23 protein-coding genes are annotated in these 22,930 nt (G+C 62.4%); 12 read left to right on the top strand and 11 right to left on the bottom strand.

Features of this window, described 5'->3' with window-relative positions:
* Positions 1-6 precede the first annotated feature (6 nt).
* Entirely contained in the window at positions 7-1,572 is a 1,566-nt protein-coding gene (locus SJ05684_RS18650) for an adenylate/guanylate cyclase domain-containing protein (RefSeq protein WP_034857212.1), read from the top strand.
* A 109-nt stretch (positions 1,573-1,681) separates the two neighbouring features.
* Here SJ05684_RS18650 and doeB read toward each other — a convergent pair whose 3' ends face one another.
* The 10 genes from doeB to ehuR all read right to left on the bottom strand — a co-directional run bounded on the left by doeB (position 1,682) and on the right by ehuR (position 11,295).
* Positions 1,682-2,686: a N(2)-acetyl-L-2,4-diaminobutanoate deacetylase DoeB gene (gene doeB / locus SJ05684_RS18645; RefSeq protein ID WP_034857210.1), complete on the bottom strand. Its 1,005-nt coding sequence runs from the start codon at positions 2,684-2,686 to the stop codon at positions 1,682-1,684.
* A 3-nt stretch (positions 2,687-2,689) separates the two neighbouring features.
* Entirely contained in the window at positions 2,690-3,871 is a 1,182-nt protein-coding gene (gene doeA / locus SJ05684_RS18640; protein WP_034857208.1) for an ectoine hydrolase DoeA, read from the bottom strand.
* A 32-nt stretch (positions 3,872-3,903) separates the two neighbouring features.
* Entirely contained in the window at positions 3,904-4,893 is a 990-nt protein-coding gene (gene eutC / locus SJ05684_RS18635) for an ectoine utilization protein EutC (RefSeq protein ID WP_034857206.1), read from the bottom strand.
* The gene (gene eutB, locus SJ05684_RS18630; protein WP_034857225.1) at positions 4,890-5,894 is read right to left on the bottom strand and encodes a hydroxyectoine utilization dehydratase EutB; all 1,005 of its coding nucleotides are present in this window, start codon (positions 5,892-5,894) and stop codon (positions 4,890-4,892) included. Before eutB ends, eutC begins: the two co-directional genes overlap by 4 nt.
* Positions 5,891-6,670: an ectoine utilization protein EutA gene (gene eutA, locus SJ05684_RS18625; RefSeq protein WP_034857204.1), complete on the bottom strand. Its 780-nt coding sequence runs from the start codon at positions 6,668-6,670 to the stop codon at positions 5,891-5,893. The genes eutB and eutA overlap by 4 nt, the downstream gene beginning before the upstream one ends.
* Positions 6,670-7,332: an ectoine/hydroxyectoine ABC transporter permease subunit EhuD gene (gene ehuD, locus SJ05684_RS18620; RefSeq protein ID WP_034857202.1), complete on the bottom strand. Its 663-nt coding sequence runs from the start codon at positions 7,330-7,332 to the stop codon at positions 6,670-6,672. The genes eutA and ehuD overlap by 1 nt, the downstream gene beginning before the upstream one ends.
* Before the next feature lie 2 nt (positions 7,333-7,334).
* Entirely contained in the window at positions 7,335-7,994 is a 660-nt protein-coding gene (ehuC, locus tag SJ05684_RS18615) for an ectoine/hydroxyectoine ABC transporter permease subunit EhuC (RefSeq protein WP_034857200.1), read from the bottom strand.
* Between the two features lie 100 nt (positions 7,995-8,094).
* The gene (gene ehuB, locus SJ05684_RS18610; RefSeq protein WP_034857198.1) at positions 8,095-8,946 is read right to left on the bottom strand and encodes an ectoine/hydroxyectoine ABC transporter substrate-binding protein EhuB; all 852 of its coding nucleotides are present in this window, start codon (positions 8,944-8,946) and stop codon (positions 8,095-8,097) included.
* A gap of 58 nt (positions 8,947-9,004) precedes the next feature.
* A complete protein-coding gene (ehuA, locus tag SJ05684_RS18605; RefSeq protein WP_034857197.1) occupies positions 9,005-9,790 on the bottom strand; it encodes an ectoine/hydroxyectoine ABC transporter ATP-binding protein EhuA in 786 nt (261 codons plus the stop codon).
* A 119-nt stretch (positions 9,791-9,909) separates the two neighbouring features.
* Positions 9,910-11,295 (bottom strand): MocR-like ectoine utilization transcription factor EhuR, encoded by a 1,386-nt coding sequence (gene ehuR, locus SJ05684_RS18600; protein WP_034857195.1) that lies wholly within the window; start codon positions 11,293-11,295, stop codon positions 9,910-9,912.
* Positions 11,296-11,399: 104 nt separating this feature from the next.
* Between ehuR and SJ05684_RS18595 the strand changes: the two genes are divergently transcribed.
* Positions 11,400-11,882 carry an Lrp/AsnC family transcriptional regulator gene (locus tag SJ05684_RS18595; RefSeq protein WP_034857193.1) on the top strand — a complete coding sequence of 161 codons (483 nt, stop codon included), beginning with the start codon at positions 11,400-11,402 and terminating at the stop codon, positions 11,880-11,882.
* A gap of 60 nt (positions 11,883-11,942) precedes the next feature.
* Here the strand turns inward: SJ05684_RS18595 and SJ05684_RS18590 are convergent, their stop codons facing one another.
* The gene (locus tag SJ05684_RS18590; protein WP_034857191.1) at positions 11,943-12,158 is read right to left on the bottom strand and encodes a hypothetical protein; all 216 of its coding nucleotides are present in this window, start codon (positions 12,156-12,158) and stop codon (positions 11,943-11,945) included.
* 229 nt (positions 12,159-12,387) lie between these two features.
* Between SJ05684_RS18590 and SJ05684_RS18585 the strand changes: the two genes are divergently transcribed.
* The 10 genes from SJ05684_RS18585 (at position 12,388) to SJ05684_RS18530 (ending at position 22,900) form a co-directional block, all read left to right on the top strand.
* Positions 12,388-13,884 (top strand): NAD-dependent succinate-semialdehyde dehydrogenase, encoded by a 1,497-nt coding sequence (locus SJ05684_RS18585; protein ID WP_034857190.1) that lies wholly within the window; start codon positions 12,388-12,390, stop codon positions 13,882-13,884.
* Between the two features lie 17 nt (positions 13,885-13,901).
* Positions 13,902-15,278 (top strand): aspartate aminotransferase family protein, encoded by a 1,377-nt coding sequence (locus SJ05684_RS18580; protein ID WP_034857188.1) that lies wholly within the window; start codon positions 13,902-13,904, stop codon positions 15,276-15,278.
* A gap of 577 nt (positions 15,279-15,855) precedes the next feature.
* On the top strand, positions 15,856-16,062 hold the full coding sequence (locus SJ05684_RS18570) for a hypothetical protein (protein WP_034857186.1): 207 nt from the start codon (positions 15,856-15,858) through the stop codon (positions 16,060-16,062).
* A 313-nt stretch (positions 16,063-16,375) separates the two neighbouring features.
* Positions 16,376-16,630 carry a hypothetical protein gene (locus tag SJ05684_RS18565; RefSeq protein WP_034857184.1) on the top strand — a complete coding sequence of 85 codons (255 nt, stop codon included), beginning with the start codon at positions 16,376-16,378 and terminating at the stop codon, positions 16,628-16,630.
* A 14-nt stretch (positions 16,631-16,644) separates the two neighbouring features.
* Positions 16,645-16,998, top strand: a complete 354-nt coding sequence (locus SJ05684_RS18560) for a DUF1622 domain-containing protein (RefSeq protein WP_050980110.1) — start codon at positions 16,645-16,647, stop codon at positions 16,996-16,998.
* Complete coding sequence (locus tag SJ05684_RS18555) at positions 16,991-17,422, top strand: hypothetical protein (protein ID WP_034857181.1); 432 nt, start codon at positions 16,991-16,993, stop codon at positions 17,420-17,422. Before SJ05684_RS18560 ends, SJ05684_RS18555 begins: the two co-directional genes overlap by 8 nt.
* A 118-nt stretch (positions 17,423-17,540) precedes the next feature.
* Positions 17,541-17,972 carry an EF-hand domain-containing protein gene (locus tag SJ05684_RS18550; protein WP_034857180.1) on the top strand — a complete coding sequence of 144 codons (432 nt, stop codon included), beginning with the start codon at positions 17,541-17,543 and terminating at the stop codon, positions 17,970-17,972.
* A 278-nt stretch (positions 17,973-18,250) separates the two neighbouring features.
* A complete protein-coding gene (locus tag SJ05684_RS18545; protein WP_034857178.1) occupies positions 18,251-19,318 on the top strand; it encodes an endonuclease/exonuclease/phosphatase family protein in 1,068 nt (355 codons plus the stop codon).
* 303 nt (positions 19,319-19,621) lie between these two features.
* On the top strand, positions 19,622-20,902 hold the full coding sequence (locus tag SJ05684_RS18540; protein ID WP_034857176.1) for a PRC-barrel domain-containing protein: 1,281 nt from the start codon (positions 19,622-19,624) through the stop codon (positions 20,900-20,902).
* 1,179 nt (positions 20,903-22,081) lie between these two features.
* Positions 22,082-22,900 (top strand): transporter substrate-binding domain-containing protein, encoded by an 819-nt coding sequence (locus tag SJ05684_RS18530; protein ID WP_374188717.1) that lies wholly within the window; start codon positions 22,082-22,084, stop codon positions 22,898-22,900.
* Positions 22,901-22,930: the final 30 nt, after the last annotated feature.

The raw sequence follows: 22,930 nt of genomic DNA, 5'->3' as shown, positions 1-22,930 counted from the left end.
CTTTGCATGAGCATCGGGAACGAGTTTCAGCGCCAGGCCATCGCCGCCCATGTCGAGCAGCGGCTGGCCGGCCCTGCGCGCGCAATTCTGGGGTTTCAGGAACTGCTACTCGAGCAGGCGTGGGATCTCGGCTTGACGCGCCTGCTGGGCGATCTCGAGCGGATCGGCGCCGCTGCAAGGCAACTGAACGGCCTCATCGACCGGCTAATGGACGGCACTGCCGATTGCGCCGAGGCAGGCGACGCGGAGGCCGAGGCAAGGCTGCGCCACGATCTGCGCACGCCGCTCAATGCCATCATCGGCTATTCGGAAATGATCCTCGAAGAGGCAGGCGACCTGCAGCAGCACGCGCTCAAGGAGGATCTCGCCGAAATCCTTTCGTCAGCCGAGGAACTCCTGAAACAGGTCGATGCGCTTGCCGGTCTCTCGCGTGGAGAGTCGATCGAAGCGCTCGAGCCGGAAGTTCGAACCGAGATAGACGCGGCCGAGCTCGAACGGCTACTTTTCAAGCAAGAGCATGATGAATGGCCTGCTCCGACCGGCACCATACTCGTCGTCGACGACGTCGCCAGCAATCGCGATCTTCTCTCGCTGCGACTGCGGCGCGAAGGCCATCGCGTCGTCACGGCCGAGTCGGGTCTCGCCGCGCTTGCGAGGCTGGCGGAAGACGAGTTCGACCTCATCCTTCTCGACATATTGATGCCCGACATGAACGGCATCGAGATGCTCTCGCGGCTGAAGACGGAGGACCGATGGCGGCACCTCCCGGTGATCATGATCTCGGGCTTGAGCGAAGTCGCGGCGGTGGCCCGATGCATCGAGGCGGGCGCCGATGACTATCTGACGAAACCCTTCAACCCGATCCTCTTGCGTGCGCGCATCAACTCCACGCTCGAGAAAAAGCGCTGGCTCGACCGCGAGCACCGCTATCTGCAGCAGATCGAAACGGAAAAGAGCCGTGCCGACGCGCTCATCCATGCGATCCTGCCCCATCAGATCGTTTCCCGATTGCATGGCGGGGAGGAGATCATCGCCGACCGCTTCGACGAGGTTTCCATTCTTTTTGCGGATATCGTCGGCTTCACGCCCATCGCGGCGCGGCTGGCCCCGTCGGACTTGGTCCGGCGCCTGGACGGGATGTTCAGCAAATTCGACCTTCTGACACAGGAGCATTGCGTCGAGAAGATCAAGACCATCGGGGACGCCTATATGGCCGCCTGCGGCATTCCCGAGCCCTCGGCGGATCACGCCGACAGGATAGTGGCCCTCGGCAAGTCCATGCTGGAATCCCTGGAGAACATGGCCCCCGACGGGGGCGACCGCTTCCGTATCCGTATCGGGATCCATTCAGGGCCGGTCGTCGCCGGACTGATCGGCCGCCTTCGTTTCGTCTATGACGTGTGGGGGGAGACCGTGAACGTTGCAAGCCGACTGGAGTCCCAGGGCGTTGCCGACCGCATCCAGATCTCGGAGGCGACCCGCCGCGCGCTTCGCGGACCGTGCCGGCTGGAGCCTCGTTGCGTGCTCAATTTAAGGGGCGTCGGCGCGATCGAGACCTATTTCGTTCGATAGCCTCCCCTTTTCGCATCTTCCGTTTGCCCATTGGGCTCTCGAGTAAGGTCCTTTTCTTTACGCATGTCGTTGCCCCAAAGCCGCTGCACACCTTTTTGGGCGACATGCATCAGATGCCGACGCCGACGACGGCGCAACAGTCGCCAGCCTTTATCAGCCCTGGAAAGTGGCGAGCGACGAGGAGCCCATGCATTCTGGCGCGTATCTCGATGGGCTCGGCACCGGTTCGGCCGATCGGATAAATCAGCGCAATCACCGAGCCCTTCGAAACTGCGTCCCCCAGATCGACCAGGAACTCGACCAGGCCCGCGTCCTCGGCAAAGGCGAAGCAATCTTCGCTCGGCATATCCAGCCATTGCGTGCCAAAGCACGCGACCTCACCCCCAATGATGCCCGCGCGACGTAGAACGTTTCTCGTGCCCCGCTTGGCGATCCCGGCACTTCTGGCCGTCGCCGTTCCGCCGCCACCGAGTTCCGTTGTGATGAAGATCTTGCCCATCTCCTCGGCCGCCGTGTCGTACATTCCGACTGCGTCGATCTCCAGCATCTTCATCGAATAGGGCGCGCCAAAAGCCTCGACCAATTCGAAGGCCTTTGCCTCCTGTAGCTTGTCCTCCAATATGTGGGCGGCGCAGAAGGGAAGAAAATCGAGCGTCCTTCCACCGGAATGAAAATCGAGGACGATGTCCGCCAGGGGCAGGAGAACACGATGAAAATAATCGGCGATCTTCTCCGTCACCGTCCCGTCCGGTCTGCCCGGAAAACTGCGGTTCATGTTGCCCCTGTCGATAGGTGATGTACGCGTCCCCTCCTGAAATGCCGGATAGTTCATGGCGGGCACGATGATCACTCTGCCTCGGACCTCGGCCGGATCGAGGCTCCTTGCGAGATCGAAGAGCGCGATCGGCCCCTCATATTCGTCGCCGTGATTACCCCCCGTCAGGAGAGCGGTCGGACCGGCGCCGTTCTTCACGACCGCGATTGGAATCATCACCGAACCCCAGGCCGAATCATCGCGGCTATAGGGCAGGCGCAGGACCCCGTGCTGCACGCCATCCGCCTCGAAGTCGACCGTGGCGCTGATCGGCGATGGCCGTAAATGCTGCTCCCTCATGATTCAGTCCTTGACCATCAGCTTGCGCGGCACAGAGGCGAGACATTCGACACCGGTCTCGGTGATGAGGATGCTCTCCGTCGTCTCGAAGCCCATGTCCTCGAGCCAGAGCCCGGTCATGAAGTGGAAGGTCATTCCGGGCTTCAGTTCGGTCCTGTCGCCCGGCCGCAGGCTCATGGTGCGCTCGCCCCAGTCCGGCGGATAGGAAAGGCCGATCGGGTAACCGGTGCGATTGTCTTTGACGATTCCGTATTTCTTCAGCACCGCGAAGAAGGCCTTTGCGATGTCCTCGCAGGTATTGCCCGGTTTCGCCACCGCAAGGCCCGCCTCCATGCCCTCGAGCGTCGCCTTCTCGGCATCGAGGAAGGCCGGCGTCGGCTTGCCGAGGAAAACCGTCCGCGACAGCGGCACGTGATAACGGTTGTAGCAGCCGGCAATCTCGAAGAAGGTGCCCTCGCCCCTCTTCAACGGCCGGTCGTCCCAGGTCAAATGCGGCGCGGATGCCTCTACGCCTGAAGGCAGGAGCGGCACGATGGCCGGATAATCACCGCCTATGCCGTCGACCCCGCGCGTTCCGGCATCGTAAATCTCGGCGACCAGATCGCATTTGCGCATGCCGACCTCGATTCTGTCGAAGATGCGCTCATGCATGGCTTCGACGATCCGCGCGGCATTGCGCATATACTTGATTTCCGTCTCGCTCTTCACGGCCCGCTGCCAATTCACGAGGGCGGTCGCATCGACGAAACGGGCATTCGGCAGATGATTCTGCAGCGAAGCGAAGGCGGCCGCGGAGAACCAGTAATTGTCCATCTCGACGCCGATCCGCAGCGAACCCCAACCGCGGTCGGTGAGAATGCCCGAGAGATAGTCCATCGGGTGGCGCTCAGTCGACTGCACGTAGTGATCGGGGTAGCCGATGATGTTGCCGTGGCCGAGATAGCTGGTGAGCCGGGCGCCATTCGCATCCTGGCCGCGGCCGAACCAGATCGGCTCGCCCGAGGGCGGCACGATCACCGCCTGATGCACATAGAAGGACCAGCCATCATAGCCCGTGAGCCAGGCCATGTTGGACGGATCGCTGACGATCAGGAGGTCCACCCCCGTTGCCGCCATGGCGTCCCGGGTTTTCCTGAGCCGTGCTTCGTATTCCCCAAGGGAGAATTTGAGGGTCGGAAGAGTCATGTTTGTTTCCTCGTCTGCGGCTGTCCGGATTTTCAGCTTTCGAATGCCACTCCCGCATCTGCCGCTTCGGCTCGTGCGAAAGCCAAGGTCGCTATGGCGGTGTCCTGTATGCCGGTGCCGGTCAGGTCGGCTATGGTGATCTCGTCGGCACGGCTTCGCCCACCCCGCAGCCCGGCGACGACGTGGCCGAGTTCGGCGAACTCGGCACCCGGGGAGACAATTCCCGCGGCGATCGCGTGATGCAGTTCTCCGAGCCGCCGCGTCTGCTTCAGGCTGTCCGCGACATAGGTGGCACGAAGAATCGCGTTGGGATCGAGTTCGTTTTTGTGCTCGGCATCGGAGCCCATGGCGGTAACGTGCTGCCCCGCTTGCAGCCATTCGGCCTGGAGGATCGGCTCCTCCGACGGCGTGGTTGTGACGATCACATCGGCATCCGCGACAGCCGCCTTCGGATCAGCGACTGCCCTGACCGGAATGCCCAATTTTTCGGAAAGCGCCGCTGCCGCCGCCTCGGCCCTCGATGCCTTTCGAGCCCAAAGGCGCGCCTCGCGGATCGGGCGGACGAGGCTGAGTGCTTCGAGTTGCAGCCCCGCCTGCATGCCGGCGCCGAGGATTGCGGCAACGGAAGAATCCTCCCGCGCCAGGTGTTTGGCGGCAACCGCCCCGGCAGCCGCGGTGCGCACGTCGGTGAGATAGCCGTTGTCGAGAAGCAGCGCCTGCACCAAGCCGGTGCGGCTCGACAGAAGCACCATCATGCCGTTGGTGCTCGGCAGGCCGATGCTGGGATTGTCGAAGAAGCCAGGACTGATCTTGATCGCAAAACCGTCGAGGCCGGGCACATAGGCGGTCTTCACATCGACCTCGCCGCGATGCTCCGGAATATCGAGCCTCAGGATCGGCGGCATGGCCACCGATTTTGTGGCGAGCGCATGGAAAGCATCCTCCACGCAGGCAACCGCCTCGCGGTCGAGTGGAACGATGCGACGCAAATCCGCCTCGGTAAGGATCTTCATCCGTGTCATTGAGCCTCCACGCGGAACGGGTCCGCTTCACCATTCATCACCCGCAGATGCAGGCCCATGTCGACGTTGCGGCCGGAGAGAATGACTGCGATCGGCCCATCGAAGGCCATGACCTTTCCGGCGAGAAGCGCCGCGATGCCGACTGCGCCGGCGCCTTCGACGATCTCCCGCTCTTGGGTATAGGCATGGCGCATGCCCGCGGCGATCTCCTCTTCCGAGAGGAGAACGATGTCGTCGATCAGCTCCCGGCACATGCGGAAAGTCACATGATTGTCGAGCCCGATGCCGCCGCCGAGCGAATCGGCAAGGCTCGGATATTCTTTGACAAGCATCGGCTTTCCGGCGGCAAGGCTCGCATTCATCGCGGCGCCGCGGGCCATTGTCAGGCCGACGATCCGCGTCGCCGGGCTCTGCGCCTTGATCGCCGCGGCAACGCCGGAGGCGAGCCCCCCGCCAGAGACGGGAACGAGGACCGTGGCGACCTCCGGCATCTGTTCGATGATCTCGAGACCGAGCGTGCCTTGCCCCGCCACGACCGCCGAATTATCGAAAGGCGGCACCATGACGAGACCTTTCTCAGCGACGAGCCGCTCGACCTCCTGCTGCGCCTCATCCTGTGACTTGCCGCCGATCCGAACATCGGCGCCAAGACGGCGGATCTCGCGGACCTTGTTATCGGGCACCAGGCGCGACATGCAGATCGTCGCAAGCATGCCCTCCGCCTTGGCGGCATGGACGAGCGCACGGCCGTGATTTCCGGTCGACGCGGCGACAACACCACGCGCCCGCTCGTCGGCGGAAAGCGACAGAACTGCATTGGTGGCGCCGCGCAGCTTGAAGCTGCCGGTCGTCTGATGATGCTCAAGCTTCAAGCCGACGGGAACGCCGCAAATTTCGCCAAGCGAGGCCGAGAATGCGAGGGGCGTGCGCAGTACGCGGCCGGATATGCGCCGCCGTGCGGCTTCGATGTCTTCGACTGTGACGGGAAGCGAGGCTTTCACGGCCATTCCCTCTCAAGCGGCAGCGCCATCAGTCGTCCAAGTTCCGGCCGCGCCTCGCCATTGCCGCAGAGGCGCAGGCAGGCCCAGGCTGTCGCCAGGTTGCTGCTGACGACGGGTCTGCCGGTCGCCGCCTCGGTGCCGGCGACGATGGCCGCCGCCCGAAGGGCAGTGCAGGAGATGAAGAGGGCGTCGGATTGCGGCGCCACCGCCTCCTTTGCAAAGGCAGCGATCTCCTCGGGTGCGATCCGCGCCATCTGCCGATCATCGGAAAGCCCGAGACAGGTGAACCGGTCGATTTCGAAGCCGAGCGCAGCGAAATAATCCGCCATCGGACGGCTGGTCTCGACCGTATAGGGGGTCAGCACCGAAATTCGTCGCGCGCCCAGCGCCCGCAGACCGTTTACCGCGGCTCGCGTCGGCGTCACGACGGCGGCTTCTGGCTTGGCGGCTTTGATCGCCGCGGCGATTTCCTCGTCTCCGATGACGACCGAGGCCGATGTACAGGAATACATCACTACATCGAGCGTCTCATCGGGCAGGATCAGTCCTGCAGCCGCGGTGAGCGAAGGTTGCATGGCCCGGAGATTTTCCGCTGTGACCGGGTTCGCATAGGGGAGACGCGCGACGTAGACGCCAATGCGCTCGGATGCGACCAGCCTCTGATAATCCACCTCCGTCGTATGGTCGGTGGCAAGCACGATCAGACCGATGCGCCTGGGTAGCGGCCGGTCCTCGAGGCGCGGCGCGCGCGCTGCCAGGGTGAGAGGTCTTTCCATCAGCGTCCGTCCACGCGTGCATAGCGCGCTTCCAGCCAGCGCAGGAAGAGCACCGAAATCAGGCTCATGACCAGGAAGAACACACCGACGAGCGTCATCGGCTCGATATAGCGATAGTTGCTGTTGGCGATGCTCTTGGCCTGGTTCATGAGCTCGAGCACGGTTATGGCCGAGAGCAGCGGTGTCTCCTTGAACATGGCAATCAAGTAATTCGAAAGCGCCGGGATCATCGGGGGGATGGCCTGCGGCAGAACCACGTGGACCCAGGTCTGCGGCATTGTCAGGTTCGTCGCCCTGGCCGCCTCCCACTGGCCGCGCGGAACGTTCTCGATGCCCGCCCGGTAAACCTCGGCGGCGTAGGTGCCGTAGTGGATGCCGAGGCCTATGACGCCCGCCACGAGTGCCGGCAAACGGATGCCGATATCCGGCAGCACGTAGAAGATGAAGTAAAGTTGCACGAGCAGGGGCGTGCCGCGAATGAACTCCACCGCAAAGGCCGTGGTCCGCGCGACCGGTGCGGGAGCCGACATGCGAAGGATGGCGAAGACAAGGCCGATCACGGCGGCGACGATCGCACCGAGGAAGGTCGCGAGAATGGTGATTTTCACTCCCTCGATGAGGGTCGGCATGATTTGCCAAACGAATTCCCAGTCCCATTCCATGATCAAACCCTCACGCCCTCGAGGCCACGGGTCACGCGCCGCTCCAGCCAGCGCATGCCGAGCGAGATCAGCCAGGCCATGATGAAGTAGAGCACCAGGATCGTGGCGAACGGGATCAGCGTGCTGCCGGTCTGAGCACGAACCACCTGCGCCTGGAAGGTCATGTCGGTGAGCGAGATCAGGGAGACCACTGCGGTTCCCTTCAAAAGCTCGATGGCGTTGTTGCCGAAGGTCGGCAGCATCAGCGGCAGCGCCTGCGGCAAAACAATGTGGCGCATCGCCTGGTAGCGCGTGAGATTGAGCGCGATGCAGGCCTCCCGTTGTTCACGGCCGATCGCCTGCACCGCACCCCGCACCACTTCTGCCCCATAGGCGCCGACATTGAGGCCGAGCGCGAGCACGCCGGCCTGAAGCGGCGTCAGCGTGATGCCGACGAAGGGCAGGACGAAATAGGCCCAGAAGAGCTGCACGAAAATCGAGGTGCCCCGGAAGAATTCGATGTAGGTCGTCGCAAGCGCGCGCACGGCCATGAAGCGGCTGAGCCGCCCGAGCCCGGCCGCAAAGGCAACGACGAGGGCGAGCGCAGAGCCCATCAGCGTCAGTTGCACGGTCACCCATGCACCCTCAAGGATCAACCCGATATAGCCGGACCAGTCGATCATCGTTCACGTGTTCCAGTCAGATTGGCGTTTGGCTGCGCGCACTTGATCGGGCCTTCCCTCCGCCATCCGGAGGGAAGGCCTTGAACGGGAACGGCTAACGCTACTGAGCCGCGCAGAGCTTTTCGCGGGAGGTCGACATCGCGGCCTCAGCCGAGAAGCCGTAGGGCTCGATGATCTTCGCGAATTCGCCGGACTCCTTCATCTTGGCGAGTTCGACATCGAAGGCATCGCGCAAAGCCTCGTCACCCTTCCTGAAGGCGGCGCCATCGCAATAGACCGGCGCCCCTTCGACGGGTGCCACCACCTCGATGTTCGGATCATTCGCCTTGGAAACGAGGTCGTTGATCGACAGTACCGGCAACGAGTAGACGTCGATGCGACCGTCCTGCAACATTTTCATCCCGCTTTGACCGTCCGGTACGACGATCACGCGATCACGCGGCACACCGGCCTCGAGTGCGAGCTTCTCCTCTGTGCCGCCGCCGGGGGCACCGATCTTGGCATCCGGATTATCGGCTATGTCCTTGTAGCTCCGGAGCCCGAGGGGATTGCCCTTCTTGAGCGCGAAAGCCTCGGCATCGCAGAGGATCGGCTCGGAATAGGCCACGGCGGCGCAACGCTCGGGCTTCATGAACAGCCCGGCGGTGATGGCGTCGTGGCGCCCCGCCTGGAGCCCCGGAATCATCGCGCCATATTCGGAGATCGAAGCGACGACGTCCGGAACTCCGAGCCGCTTGAAGATCTCGCGCGCGACATCCGGCGCGGCGCCCGACACCTTGCCGTCGGCTCCGACCGCCGTGAACGGCGGTTCATTGGCGATGGCGATGCGTGCGAATCCCTGCTCTCGCAGTTCTTCCAGCTTGTTCTCGTCCGCCGCAGCGGGCGACACCGCGATTGCTACCAGCAGCGCCGTGGCGCCTGACGCCACTGCCATACGTTGCCTCAGTTTCATGGTCCCAACTCCTCTATTGTTCTTGCTGTCCAGTTCGAGGCAATGCCAGCCCTGGGGCTTAGACGCGGTGCCCTGCCGCTATGATCTTGCGAAGGAAAGTCTGCGTGCGTTCCTGCTTCGGGTGCCGGAAGATGTCCTCGGGCTTACCTTCCTCGACGATCTTGCCGCGGTCGAAGAAAAGCACCCGGTCGGCAAAGTCGTGGGCGAAGCCCATCTCATGGGTGACGAGAAGCATCGTCATGTCCGTCTCGGACGCGAGCCTGCGCATGACGTTCAGAACTTCCTCGACGAGCTCGGGATCGAGGGCGGAAGTCACCTCGTCGAACAGCATGATTTTCGGGGACAGCGCCAGCGCCCGGGCAATCGCGACGCGCTGCTTCTGGCCGCCGGAAAGCTGTGCCGGCATGCTCTTGGCCTTGTCCGCCAGGCCGACCATGTCAAGCAGCTCCATTGCCCGCTTTTCGGCCGCGGCGCGCTGGATGCCTTTTGTCAGCATCGGTGCGAGCGTCACATTGTCGAGAACGCATTTGTGAGGGAACAGGTTGAAGTGCTGGAAGACCATGCCGATCTTCTCGCGCATCCTGTGCAGGTGCCCCTCGTCGGCCGGCACGAGGCTGTCCCCCTTTTTCACGTGGTAGAGCTGTTCACCGTCGATCTGAATGAAGCCGTCGTTGATCGTCTCCAGTGTCATCAGGATTCGAAGGATCGTCGTCTTGCCCGAGCCCGACGGGCCGATCAGGGCAAGCTTCTCCCCCGGCATGACCTCCATGGACAACCCGTCGAGAACGGTCAGAGGACCGTATCGCTTAACGATGTTATCGATGCGGATGATCGGCTCGGCCATGCACGTCTCCCCTCCGAGACATTTACGCCCTAACGATGGGCCGCATGGAAAATCATGTCAATCCAAATAATAATATCATGACAATTATACTGGCGGCGCAAAAAGCACACGCATCCAAATCAGATCGCGAGCAATAGCGCCTCCGGATCGCCCAATGCCAGGGAGGCGACGATTCCGAGACCCGTCTTGAGCTCTTCCTCGGTCGTCGAACCCAGCGATATCCGCACCGCCGGGCGCCACCCGCTATCGGCAGTGCGGAAAGAGGCGCCCGGAGCGATCGCCACCCCCCGCAGCCGCGCCTGCGAGACGAAGGCATCTTCCTGATGCCCCTCGGGCAGCGGCAGCCAGGCGTGGAGACTTTGCGGATGGCTGCGATAGGCTAGGCCGCCAAGCGCATCCGCGGCAATCCGCTGGCGCGCGGCGAGCGCGCGGCGTTGCCAATTCACGAGCTCGAGCGCCGTGCCGTCGCTCACCCAGCGTGTTGCGATCTCGGCAATCGAAGGCGTGGCCATCCAGTTCGACACCAGATGCCGGTTGGCGACTGCCGCGGCGTAGCGGTCCGGTGCCACGAGATAGCCGATCCTCAGACCCGGCACCGTGATCTTTGTGAAGCTGGTGACATAGAGCGTTCGTTCCGGTGCGAGGGCGGCGACCGGCGGCGGCCGCCCCTCCACCAGAGGCCCCAGGATGTCGTTTTCGATGATCGCCATATCGTGCCGTCGCGCCACCTCCGCGAGCGCACCCCGTCGTTCGGCGCTCATCAGGGTCGCCGTCGGATTGATCACCGACGGCTGCAGGAACACGGCACGAATGACGCCTTTGCGGCAGGCCTCGTCCAATGCATCCGGAATCATCCCATCGTCATCGATTGGCAGCCCTTGCAAGTGAATACCGAGATAGGAGGAAAGCGGCACGAGCGTGTGATGACTGATGGCTTCCGTTGCGACCGTCGAACCCGGCGGGGCGACGCTCATCAGCGCCACGGTCATCGCCGAGGTCGCGCCGTTGGTAAGATTGACATGGAGCGGGGATACGGCGAGCCCACACCGTGACAGCCACTCGACGGCAACATTGCGGTGACGCGGGAACACCGTGTTCGGCCGGAACGACAGCGCCGAACTGGCGGGAAGAGTCTCAGCAAGCCAGGCAAAGGCCTGACGCATCTTTTCAACGTGAAGCTGCTCGCAGACGGGCTTGAGGATCGAAAGATCGATCAGTTCCCCCAAGCGCTCCGGAAGATAGGGAGGATCCGGCTCGCGCGGGCGCGTCTGAACGAAGCTGCCGCGGCCGACCTCGCCCGTGACGAGACCCCGGCGGATAAGCTCCTCATAGGCGCGGCTTACCGTTTGCACGGAGAGCTGCAGCTCATCCGCGAGCTTTCGATGCGTGGGCAGTCGCGTGCCGTTCTGAAGCTTGCCCTCCTGAATGGCACGGGAAAATTGGTCGGCCAGAGAGAGATAGGCCGGACGGCGCAGGAGCGCTATATCGGGAACCCAACTTGTCATGATTTTAGAGTGATAAAAATCATCTCAATTGACAATGCTAAAGTGAGAATCCAATCTCTTTTCCCGACATATCACATGAACAGGCGAAACCCGGGTCCCAGCCAATGAAACTCGACGCCATCGATCTGCGGATCCTGGAGGCGATCCAGGCCGACGGGCGCATCACCAAGCTGGCGCTCGCCGAGAAAGCCGGCCTGTCGCCGACGCCGTGTTGGGTGCGGCTCAGGAAGCTCGAAAAGGCCGGCATCGTCACCGGTTATCACGCCCGGCTGGCGCTCCGCCGTGTTGCACCGGTAGCGAGCGTTTTCGTGGAAGTGACGCTGGGCAACCACCGACAAGCGGATTTCGACCGCTTCGAGCGCGCGATCGCCTCCACTCCCGAGATCGTCGCCTGTTGGTCGGTCGGCGGTGGGGTGGACTATATGCTCAGGGTCGTGACGGCCGACATCGATGCCTATCAGCGACTTGTCGACGAGTTGCTCGGCCGCGATATCGGCATCGATCGCTATTTCACCTACATCGTCACCAAGACGGTCAAGGAAGAGACCGTGCTGCCGCTCGACTCGCTCTTGCCGCAGGTGAATTGAAAAGGATGGAGCCAGGCGGGGCGGTCCTTGATGCGCCCGGCGGACGTCGCGGGCCTCGCGCTAGCTTTCGTGATCGGAGAGAACGTCGTGTCGCTTCAATTCCTCGATCGCCTGGAGCGCTTCGTCGGCGGACCAGCCTGCAGAAACCGCCGCCTCGACCAGCACGGCTTCCACCTCTTGCTCAAGTTCCGCATACAGGGGCTCCAGCGCCTCCTGCACGGTCAGGATGTGCTCATCAGCCGTAGCGGCGGGTCGATGGGGCAATGACGGGGCCATGGCACGATCCTCCCTCCTTGACGCGGAAACGTGTTTCGCACAACGGGCGAGGAAAGCTTCTGTTCCACACGCTAAGCGATTTTCCTCGTAGCGGAGACAATCTCTCTCGCGACCGCCGCGACTTTGGTCAAAGTCTCCGGCGCAGGGCGGATGATTGGACAATCTCTCGCGGCAAGGATGTCAGACTTCTCAAGGCCAGACCGAGGAGATCAGCCCGAGGAGACCCGCCATGACCGCCGTCTTTGCCCGCACCGCCTTTCACGAAGCCTTGAAGCAGCTAAACGACCGGCAATTGCTGCGCGAGCTCGCCTATGTCGGCGGCCGCTGGGTCGCCGGACGTGACGGCAAGTGTCTCGAGGTAAGCGATCCCGCCAGCGGCACCGCGCTCGCCTTCGTCGCTTCCGTCGATGGAGGCCAAACGGCTGAAGCGATCGATGCGGCGGAAAAGGCATTCAGATCCTGGCGCAACAGGCTGCCGCAGGCGCGCGCTCAAATTCTGCGCAAATGGCACGAGCTGATGCTCGCATCCCGCGAGGACCTTGCCCTCATCATGACGCTGGAACAGGGCAAGCCGCTTGCCGAGTCGCGCGGCGAGATCGACTACGCCGCGTCTTTCATCGAGTGGTATGCCGAGGAGGGCAAGCGCCTCAACGCCGAAAGCGTGGCGAGCCATCTTCCAGGAGCCGAGATGCTCGTGCGCCGCGAAGCGCTCGGCGTCGTGGGCATCGTCACGCCCTGGAATTTTCCCTCCGCCATGATCACCCGCAAGGCAGCTGCCGCACTTGCGGCCGGGTGCACCGTCGTCGCGCACCCCTCCTCCGAAACACCGCTTTCCGCTCTGGCCCTTGCAGAACTCGGCGAACGCGCCGGTCTCCCGCCGGGTGTATTCAATGTCGTTCCGGGAAAGGCGGCAACAGTCGTCGGGCACATGTGTGAAGACGCGCGTGTCCGCGCCATGAGCTTCACCGGGTCGACGGAGATCGGCAGGCTTATCGCAGCCCAATCGGCGCCGACGATGAAGCGGCTGGTGATGGAGCTCGGGGGGCACGCACCGCTGATCGTCTTTGCCGACGCCGATATCGAGAAGGCAGCCGAGATCGCAGTCGCGGCGAAGTTCGCGACCTCCGGGCAGGATTGCCTTGCAGCCAACCGCATCTATGTCGAACGGCCGATCCTCCAGGCCTTTGAGGAGGCTTTCGCAGGGCGGATCGCGCGCCTGAGGGTAGGCCCCGGCCTCGAAGCCGGCACCGACGTCGGACCCCTGATGCATGCGCGGGCCGTCGCCAAGGTCGAGGAGCAGGTGGCCGATGCCCTGGAGCGGGGCGCCCGGCTCGTCGCCGGCGGCGGGCGCCACCCGGCAGGGCCACTGTTCTTCCAACCGACATTGCTGGCCGACGTGCCCGACGGTGCGCTCATCATGCGTGAGGAAACATTCGGCCCGGTCGCAGCCGTCACCGGCTTCGACAGCGAGGATGAAGTGATCGACCGCGCCAACGACACCGAGTACGGGCTCGTCGCCTATGTCGTCACCGAAAACGGTGCCCGCCAGATGCGGCTCGCCCGGGCGCTGGAATACGGCATGGTCGCGATAAACCGGGTGAAGATCACCGGCGGGCCGATCCCCTTCGGCGGCTGGAAGCAGTCCGGCCTTGGCCGAGAGGGCTCCCGCCACGGCATGGAGGCCTTCACCGAGCTCAAATATATCTGCATCGACACCGCTGCCTGACCGCGAAAGGAAAGACCATGCTCGAAAGAAGCAACGAACTCACCGCCTGGGACCGCGACCACTTTTTTCATCCCTCCACCCACATGGGAATGCACGCGCGCGGCGAGAGCGCAAGCCGCGTGATCGCGGGCGGCGAAGGCGTCTACATCACCGATATTGCCGGCAAGCGCAGCCTCGACGCCTTCGCCGGCCTCTACTGTGTCAATGTCGGCTATGGCCGCCAGAAGATCGCCGAGGCGATTGCCGAGCAGGCGAAGAACCTCGCTTATTATCACGCCTATGTCGGCCACGGCACGGAAGCCTCGATCCGGCTTTCCAAGATGATCATCGAGCGGGCTCCGGAAGGGATGTCCCGCGTCTATTTCGGGCTTTCCGGCTCGGACGCCAACGAGACCAACATCAAGCTGATCTGGTATTACAACAACGTTCTCGGCCGGCCCGAGAAGAAGAAGATCATCTCACGCTGGCGCGGCTATCACGGCTCGGGCGTGATGACCGGCTCGCTGACGGGCCTTCACCTCTTTCACAACGCCTTCGACCTGCCGCGTGCGCCGATCCTGCACACGGAGGCGCCCTATTATTTCCGCCGCCCGGACCGCACGATGAGCGAGGAACAATTCTCGCAGTTCTGCGCAGACAAGCTCGAGGAGATGATCCTTGCCGAAGGACCCGACACCATTGCGGCCTTCATCGGCGAGCCGATCCTCGGCACAGGCGGTATCGTGCCGCCGCCAAAGGGGTACTGGCAGAAGATCCAGGCGGTGCTTCAGAAATACGATGTCCTCATCGTCGCCGACGAAGTCGTGACCGGTTTCGGCCGCCTCGGCACCATGTTCGGCTGCGATCACTACGGCATCAAGCCGGACCTGATCACCATCGCCAAGGGGCTGACCTCGGCCTATGCGCCGCTCTCCGGCTCGATCGTCTCGGACAAGGTCTGGCAGGTGCTGGTCAAAGGCTCGGACGAGCTTGGGGCCATCGGCCATGGCTGGACCTATTCGGCGCACCCGATCTCAGCCGCCGCCGGCATCGCCAATCTCGAGCTGATCGACGAGCTCGGCATCGTCGAGAATGCCGGTTCGACCGGGGCTTATTTCCGAGCCGAACTTCAGAAGGCCGTCGGCGACCACGCCCATGTCGGCGAAGTGCGCGGCGACGGACTGATGGCGGCGGTGGAATTCGTCGAGGACCGGGACGACCGCATATTCTTCGACCCCGGCCGCAAGGTCGGGCCGCAGGTGGCCGCGGCGCTCGCGGAGCGCGGCGTTATCGGCCGCGCCATGCCGCAAGGCGACATCCTCGGTTTTGCGCCACCGCTCTGCCTGACGCGTGAGCAGGCCGACATCGTCGTCAATGCCACGCAAGACGCCATCCGAACCGTGCTTGGAGGCTGAGAAAAACGCGGGGACCGCCCGCCTTTCCGATCCATTCCCGGTTCGCTGCAACCGGGAATGGATGGCACCGCCACCATTCCCTGCTCATCGCCGGTGATGCGCCGCAATCCTTGAGGGCCTCCAGATCTTCGGCGACCTCTAATTCGGACAGGGGCGCATGCCTCATCGTCTTGCCTCCGCTCTCTACCATTTGTTGCCGCCGCGCAAGCAATATAGATCGACCCGGTCAAATTTTGCTAAAAGTAATACTTGAAAATCGACTCGACCTGCAGGTCTTTCTCTGGTTCTATTCTGCCGTGCTGTTTTCAGATGCTTTCAAGGGGGCGGATGGCAGATGGCTTACGACTGGGACGGAAAGCGCACACGTCGTCTTCAAATGCTGAGATTCGCGGGAGCTCTCGCTATACCTGCTCTTCTGTTCGGTTCCGCCATTGCGGCCGTCGAGTGGACCGAACTGGATGGCCCCGCCGTGAGAACCGTTCACTTTCGATAATCTCCGAAACTGTGTTTCATCAAATGCGGCCGAAATCGGCGCAAGGTGGTCTCCGTCGCGGCATTGCCGGAGGAAGAGGGTACGATGAACTCCGCTCAGACCTGCAGTTTCGATCCAATCGGGCCCGACGAATTGGCCATGATCGGGAAGGCCTTCCAGGACGAGCTGCAAATGCGAGCCTTGTCTCGCCAGTCGGAAGAAGCTGAAGCACTCGCCGCAAAGCTGATCAACGCCTATCAGGTCGGAGTTCGGGATGATCTTGGCCTGAGGATTGTCGCAGGGCTTTCCTGAGCAGCACGCGGCGGCGTCCGCGTGTTTGCGAAGGCGTGGATTTGATGCCAGCCTCGCCGGGCTTTTCACCCAGCCACTCGTCGATGAAGTCGATGTCGAGCACCAATCGCTACGCCGATCCTGCTTTTCGGGATCGCCGATATCCAACCATATCCCGTAAATGAGATTGTCGTGCCATCGCCAGACGAAATCGTCGTCGCGTGTGCCACATCCTGAGGTCGGTTACCAGAAGCGCGACCCAGGTCTGCGCGATTCCCCAATGGCTCGCCTCCGGCAATCGCTTGTACGGCGCCGGAACTGAAACTGAACGAAAATGTTCCCGCGCGCCCACTGCCACGCCGTGCTGGTCAATGCGCCTCCGGCCAGCGACAAACATCGGCTGCATCGGATCATCACCGGACCGCAAAAGCTGGCGTTCGTCGACACGTTGGACAATAGCTTTTTGGTCCGGCAAGGGGAACGGCAAGGTCAGGGACGCTCAGGAACCTGGGCCTTCGTGTTCCATTTCCCGTCAGATGCCCCGCTCCGCCGGTCGGCGGCGCCGATTCTGCCCATGTCGAACCTGTAACCTGGAGTTGCATAATGGAACTGGATAGCGTAGTGCATGGAACCGCGAGGGGCTTGGAGATGGCGGGAATCGGCATCATAGTCGCTGGTGCGCTGTTTGCACTTGTCAGCACCCTCGGCAGACTGGGTAAGGTCAATGAGGAGGAGGCGTACTACCATTTTCGACGCCGACTGGGACGGGCAATCCTGCTCGGCCTGGAGCTTCTCGTGGCCGCCGACATCGTCGGCACTGTCATGGTGAGGCCAACGATGGAGAACGTCCTCGTTCTCGCCGTGATCGTGCTGATCCGCACATTTCTCAGCGTCTCCCTAACGGTGGAGGTCGAGGGCCGTTGGCCGTGGCAGGTGACGAGAAGGACCGATGAATGACTGCAGCAAATTTTGCCCCACGATCGCGGCATTCGCCACGCCCGCCTTCGCTCAGTCCGGTGATACACAGGCGACCGGGACCGGCCAGCAGGACCAGGTCATGGCCATGACGGCTGAGAAGCTGAAGACGCAGCTCTCCAACGCCGGCTTCAAGGAGGTAACGGTCCTCGACGCCGCTTACCTGGTCCAAGCGCAGACGGAGGATGGCAACAGGGTCCTCATGCTGATCAATCCGCCGGCGAATATGACCGATACAACCGCGACCACCGGCAGCACCACCCCTGATTCCGACGCCAGCACGTGGGCGAAACGCGGTGGCTGGTCGGCATTGTTCCAGGCGGCCCGGGCAGTACGGGCCTTGGCCCCGCCGGATAAAATTTTCGTGTGCATGGGAACGGGGCTCTCTTCGGCTTGTTGGGGCTGACCTGCGCGACGCCGTAGGACGCGCGTGCGGTCTCGGCTGCAGGGCCCGTTAGGAAGTAGATGTGACGGGCCGGAGCAGCGCCCCCGATGTGAAACAACCCAACAGGAGAACGACCCCCATGATGAAGACAAATTGGACCAAAGCCCTCCTTGGCTCCGCCGTGGCCATCTCCCTCGTTGCTGCGCCGGCAATGGCCAACTTCGGTGAATGGGATGCCAATGGCGACGCCGGTATCGACAACGAGGAGTTCGCTGCCGGCTTCGATAAGGACGTTGGTGTATTCGGCGACTGGGACACGGATGACGACAACATGCTGTCCCAAGCGGAGTTCGATGCCGGTTATGGCACGCGCGATACTGCTGAATCGCCCTTCGACGATGACATTGGCTTCGACGACTGGGACGCCAACGATGACGATATGTTGTCCAGCACCGAATTTCATGATGGCGTGTACGCCGCCTATGACGATGACGGTGACAACATCATCGAGGAGCCTGAGTTCGGCGACTTAGGCGACGACATAGGCGACGGCGGTTTCTGGGACGTCTGAACGCCGTCCGCGATTCGGGTGGCACTCACGTCGGCAAGTGCTGGCGCAGATGTGGACCACCCGAAAACCGGGCGCTAAAGCCGTGGGCGCGCCAGCTGGCAAAAAAGTCGCTCGGGGTGCGCTCCGCCGACGGCCCTGAACGCTGGACGGGCGAGCCGCCCGGATCGTGACAGGCGCTCCGGTGGACGCTTAACCGCAACGCCTGCCATGCAAGTTTCTTAATGCCGCGAGAGGCCTCGATCATATGCTCCGCTAGCCTTCAGCAAGAGGATCAAAAATTGAGTAACGCCCTGTTTGGGTCCGCACTCATCGTCACACTAGTGGCCGGCGCTCTGTCGCTGGTCCCCCTGATCCAGTCAAACTATTGGTGGATCAGGGTACTGGATATCGCTCGACTGCACCTTCTTCTGGTCTTGATCGTCGCTTCTGCGGCTCTGCTGTACTCGCCCCGTCGGCCGCTCGCTTGGGCCGTTCTCGCTCTGGCCCTGCCTGCGATGCTCTACAACGCCTTCTACCTGATCCCTTACCTGCCCTTCCGACAAGAGGCCGGCGCTGTTGCATCGGAGTGTCCAAAGGAGTCCCGGATGCGTGTGCTTGTGGCCAATGTGAATGGCAGACTTGAGAGTGCCGACGAATTGCTCCGGATCGTGCGCGGCTACGACCCCGACCTGTTCCTGGCGGTCGAGACGAACCAGTGGTGGGACGAGCAGCTTGCCGCGCTGAAGCCAAGGTTCACTGATGCGGTTCAGCAGGTCGCAGGATCCCGCGCCAATTTCGGCATTCACCTTTTCACGAACTTTCCCCTCGTCGAGTCCGAAATCCTGTTTCCGGTCGACAACCGCGTCCCCGCGATCAGAGCCCGGCTGAGCATGCGGGACGGCGAGACCGTGTCCTTCTATGGATTGCATCCACGGCCGCCCCGACCTTTCCACAGCTCTGCCACGCGCGATGCACAGCTTATGCTGGCGGCCAAAGCGGCACGCGAGAGCGCAGAGGCAATGGTGGTCGCCGGTGACTTCAATGCCGTGCCGTGGGAACCCGTCTTCCGCCGGACCCTTCGTATCGGTGGCTTGTATGATCCCCGCCTCGGGCGCGGCTATCTGGCAACCTACAACGCCCAAATGCCGATCTTCTATTGGCCGATCGATCACGTCCTTATTACGGAGGAACTGGGCATCTTGGGCTTCGCACGCGGTCCGGCATTCGGATCCGATCACTGGCCAGTCGTCGCGGATCTGTGCCGTCGCCCGGGTTTGGCCAGAGCGAGGGTCGCCCCGCCGCTTGAGCCGGATGATCTCGAGGCGGCCGAAAGCGCAATAAGGTCCGCCACGTCAAATGCGGATTGAGCATTAAGCGAGGACTAACCGGCCGACACCATTTCCGACAGTGTTCTGAACGGGCGCGGCCTTTGGCAGTACTCGCCGAAACTGCGTGCTATTCCTTTCACGATCGGGTGCGTGCGACGCGGCGCCTCGCCGTCTGCCGGATCAAGTTTCCGTGACCGAGGGAACGCAGCCTGCTGCGGCTTGTTCGGGCTGACACGCACAACACCGCGGGTCTTATGCAGGGGGTCTTATGCAGGGTGGCCATGGCCGCCGAGCATCTTTGGTCGCCTTTTTGCGGAAAAGTGAAAATCCGAGGAGACAGAAATGAGCTATAAAACGACATCGACTGCATTGGCGTTGGTCTTGGCCCTTGGCGGGGGCACAGCATTTGCCGCCGGAAATCAGGTTTTCACCGATGCCGACGTGGATACCAATAAGCAGCTGTCGGAATCCGAATTCGAACAGACGAGTCGCGACGTGTTCACTCGCTGGGATGCCGATGATAGCCGCCGGATCAGTGAGAACGAACTCTACAGCGGTATCTTTCAGAACTGGGACGGTGATGGGGACAACCGGTTGACCGAGTCGGAGTATCAGAACGGTTTCGAGCGGTGGTTCGATGATGGCAACCGGCCCGACTTCGCCGCTCTCGACACGGACGGAGACTCCGTGCTGACGCAGAACGAATTCGTCGAAGGATCGGCGCAGGCGCAGGTCGCTGCCGATTGGGATGCGGCAGGCGCGGGTGTCGACTGGCAGGCCTTCCATCTGGCGCTCTACGGGGTCTACGACGCCGACGCCGACCGGAACATCTCCGAAGATGAATTCGCCCGGGCCGGAAGTACCGATATGCGGACCGGCGACGTCGAAACCGGCGACGTGCAGGCTGATGCCGGGGAGGCCGGCGGTGAAAACGACCTGGCCACCGGCGCGGTTACTCCGAGAGAAGATGATGTGGATGTCGTGGCGCTCTCCGAATGGGCGGTTGGAGATCTCTACCAGGGCGGGGTGAGCGTCGACCAGATGTTCGACGACATGGAGGTCCACGGCCCCACAGGCGACGAGATCGGCAGCGTCGAGAACGTAGTGTTTTCCGATGATGGCCGCGTCGTTTCGCTGGTCGCCGAGGTTGGCGGTTTCTGGGACATGTTCGACACCCATGTGAACGTCCCCTGGGACGAAATCGAAATGACGGCGGACCGAATAGTCATTCCGGTTACACAGGAAAACGTAGAGGACTACGCACCCTGGAAGACCAAATATCTCTCGCGCGAGGATGCGACGGAGACGCGGGTGGTGGATGACGACCTGGCGACATCACCGGGGCTTTTCCGGGCCACCGACTTGATTGGCGATTACGCCCGCGTGCGCGACGCCGGTGCCTTCGCCAATTACGGCTATGTCAATGACCTGATCATCAAGGACGGTAAGCTCCAGGCCGTGGTGGTGACGCCCAACGCAGGCTACGGCGTCACCGGCCCCTATGCATATCCGTACTACGGCTGGGGCGGGTATGCGGGCCGTCCGACTTACGATCTGCCCTATGACCGTGAGGAGGTGGTGCAGGGCGAACGCCTCGACTACGAACAGTTCGACATCGAGTAGCGATCGAGAGGTTAGGTTTGCGGGTCCTCCATCTGACCATCGCGACCACCAAGGCCCCGGATGCACGGGATTCGAAAGCCTTTCCTCGAGTTTCTCTCGATCCGGTGACATCTTGGGGCCTGACCTTGCCCCCATGTGTGGGGTGGCCGTTTCCGGAGGCAGGACTGCGGCCGCCGGGATAAGGGACTGCCATTCTTTGTCAATCGCGAACGATGCCCGCCCCGGGCGAAAGGACGGGCACCGGAGGCTCGCGAGGCACTGCATCGCGAGCTCGCTTCGCCGGCGGCTGCGGGGGGATTGAACCGGCGTCGAGTGCGGCATCCCGAAGGTCTAGGGAAATCGTGTTTGCTACTTAACGTTCTGTCTCGCTTCCAGGCCAGTCGCCAAAGTCGCGACAGCGCGATACGGGAAACCTTCCACTCGGCAGACTATGGTCACCCGAGCCCAGGGGTCAAAGTCCTGAGTATCGCGCTGACAGCTGGGTAGCTTCCGCCGCTGCTCCAGGGATCGGCATTTGACTGGATGACCCCGTTTAATTGCCGAGTAACAGCCGCGCAGCGTGCGGTTCAAATTTGCTACAAGCAACGTGGTCTCTTGCCATGTCCCCTTTCGTCGGTCAGCGCGTGGACAGTCTCGACCGCGAGCCTGATGCTTTTCTTCGATGGCCGGTAGCCCAGGCAGGACTGGCCCGTTCTCGCCGAGTACATCCGTCCGAACGTGGACAAAAAGTGGCAGATTCGTTCCTCGTTCACCGTCAGCTTTGCCCACGATCATGCGCAGAGGGGGGAGCGCCACTTCCGCTATTTCGTCGCCTTCGGCGCAACACTTGGCCTCATTGCGGGAGAATTGCTGGGGCCTGGGAGATCGCGACCGGCGAACCGAGCCCGCTTCTCTCGACGTGCCGCCGGCGCGTTTAACATAAGGGCCGACGAAACATTGATTCGGCTCATGTCTTGTGGATGGCGACGAAAGCTGTGGCCGTGCGCTTGCAGAGCGCTTGGCGCGACAGTTGCTAGGTCCATGACCAATTAGCATGGTCTCATCACGTCGTTTCATGGACCGAAGCCGGCCCGCCCCTTGACTCGATCGCCTCCATCTTCTCTAAATCATGTTGTCAGACATCTTACAGAATTGAGAACTTACTGACTGACAACAAAGGAGGAGGACCGCGTGAGGAAACTGGTTCAACAGCTTGCAATCGGCGTCGCCGTGCTGGCATTCGCGACGGCCGTACAGGCGGGCGAGACGCTCGACCGGGTTATGGGGAAAAAGGCCATGGTGGTCGCAACCAACAGCGGCTGGCCGCCCCAGAGCTACCTGGACGATAACAACGAGATGGTCGGTTTCGACATCGATGTCTCGAAGGAAATCGCAAAGCGCCTCGGCGTCGGAGTCAGCTTCGAGACCCCGGATTGGGCGACCCTGACCGGCGGCCGCTGGCAAGGACGCTACGACCTCGGCGTCGGGTCGGTCACCCCGACGAAGGCGCGTGCCCAGGTGATCGATTTTGCCGGCATCTACTACTACAGCCCCTATGTCTACGTGCTCCACAAGGACAGCAAGGCGAAGTCCGTCACCGACCTGAACGGCAAGATCATCGGTGTGGAAACGGCCACGACGTCGGAGGACTTCATCCGCCGGCAACTGGAAATCGACGCGCCCGGCCTGCCCCCGATCGAATACAAGCTAGAGCCCGGCGAGATTCGCACCTTTGCCGATTCCATGCTGCCCTTCGACGACCTGCGCCTTGGGGACGGTGTGCGGCTTGATGCGGTGATCGCGCCGGAGCAGACCGCCCTCAATGCCATCAAGAACGGCTACCCGCTGCGCGTGATCGAGCGCGAATACGCTTTCAAGGAGCCGCTGGCGGTGATCGCCGAAAAGGCCGATCCGGACTGGACGAAGAAGGTCGGAGAAATCATCGACGAGATGAAGGAGGACGGCACGCTCGCGACGCTGACCACCAAGTGGTACGGCAGGGACTACAGCGCCGACTGATCCGATAAACGTGCGGGCGGCTCTACAACG

It is taken from the genome of Sinorhizobium sojae CCBAU 05684, assembly GCF_002288525.1.
Lineage (GTDB): Bacteria > Pseudomonadota > Alphaproteobacteria > Rhizobiales > Rhizobiaceae > Sinorhizobium > Sinorhizobium sojae.
Note: the sequence above shows the minus strand (reverse complement) of the source record. Positions and strands in the feature narration are given on the sequence as shown.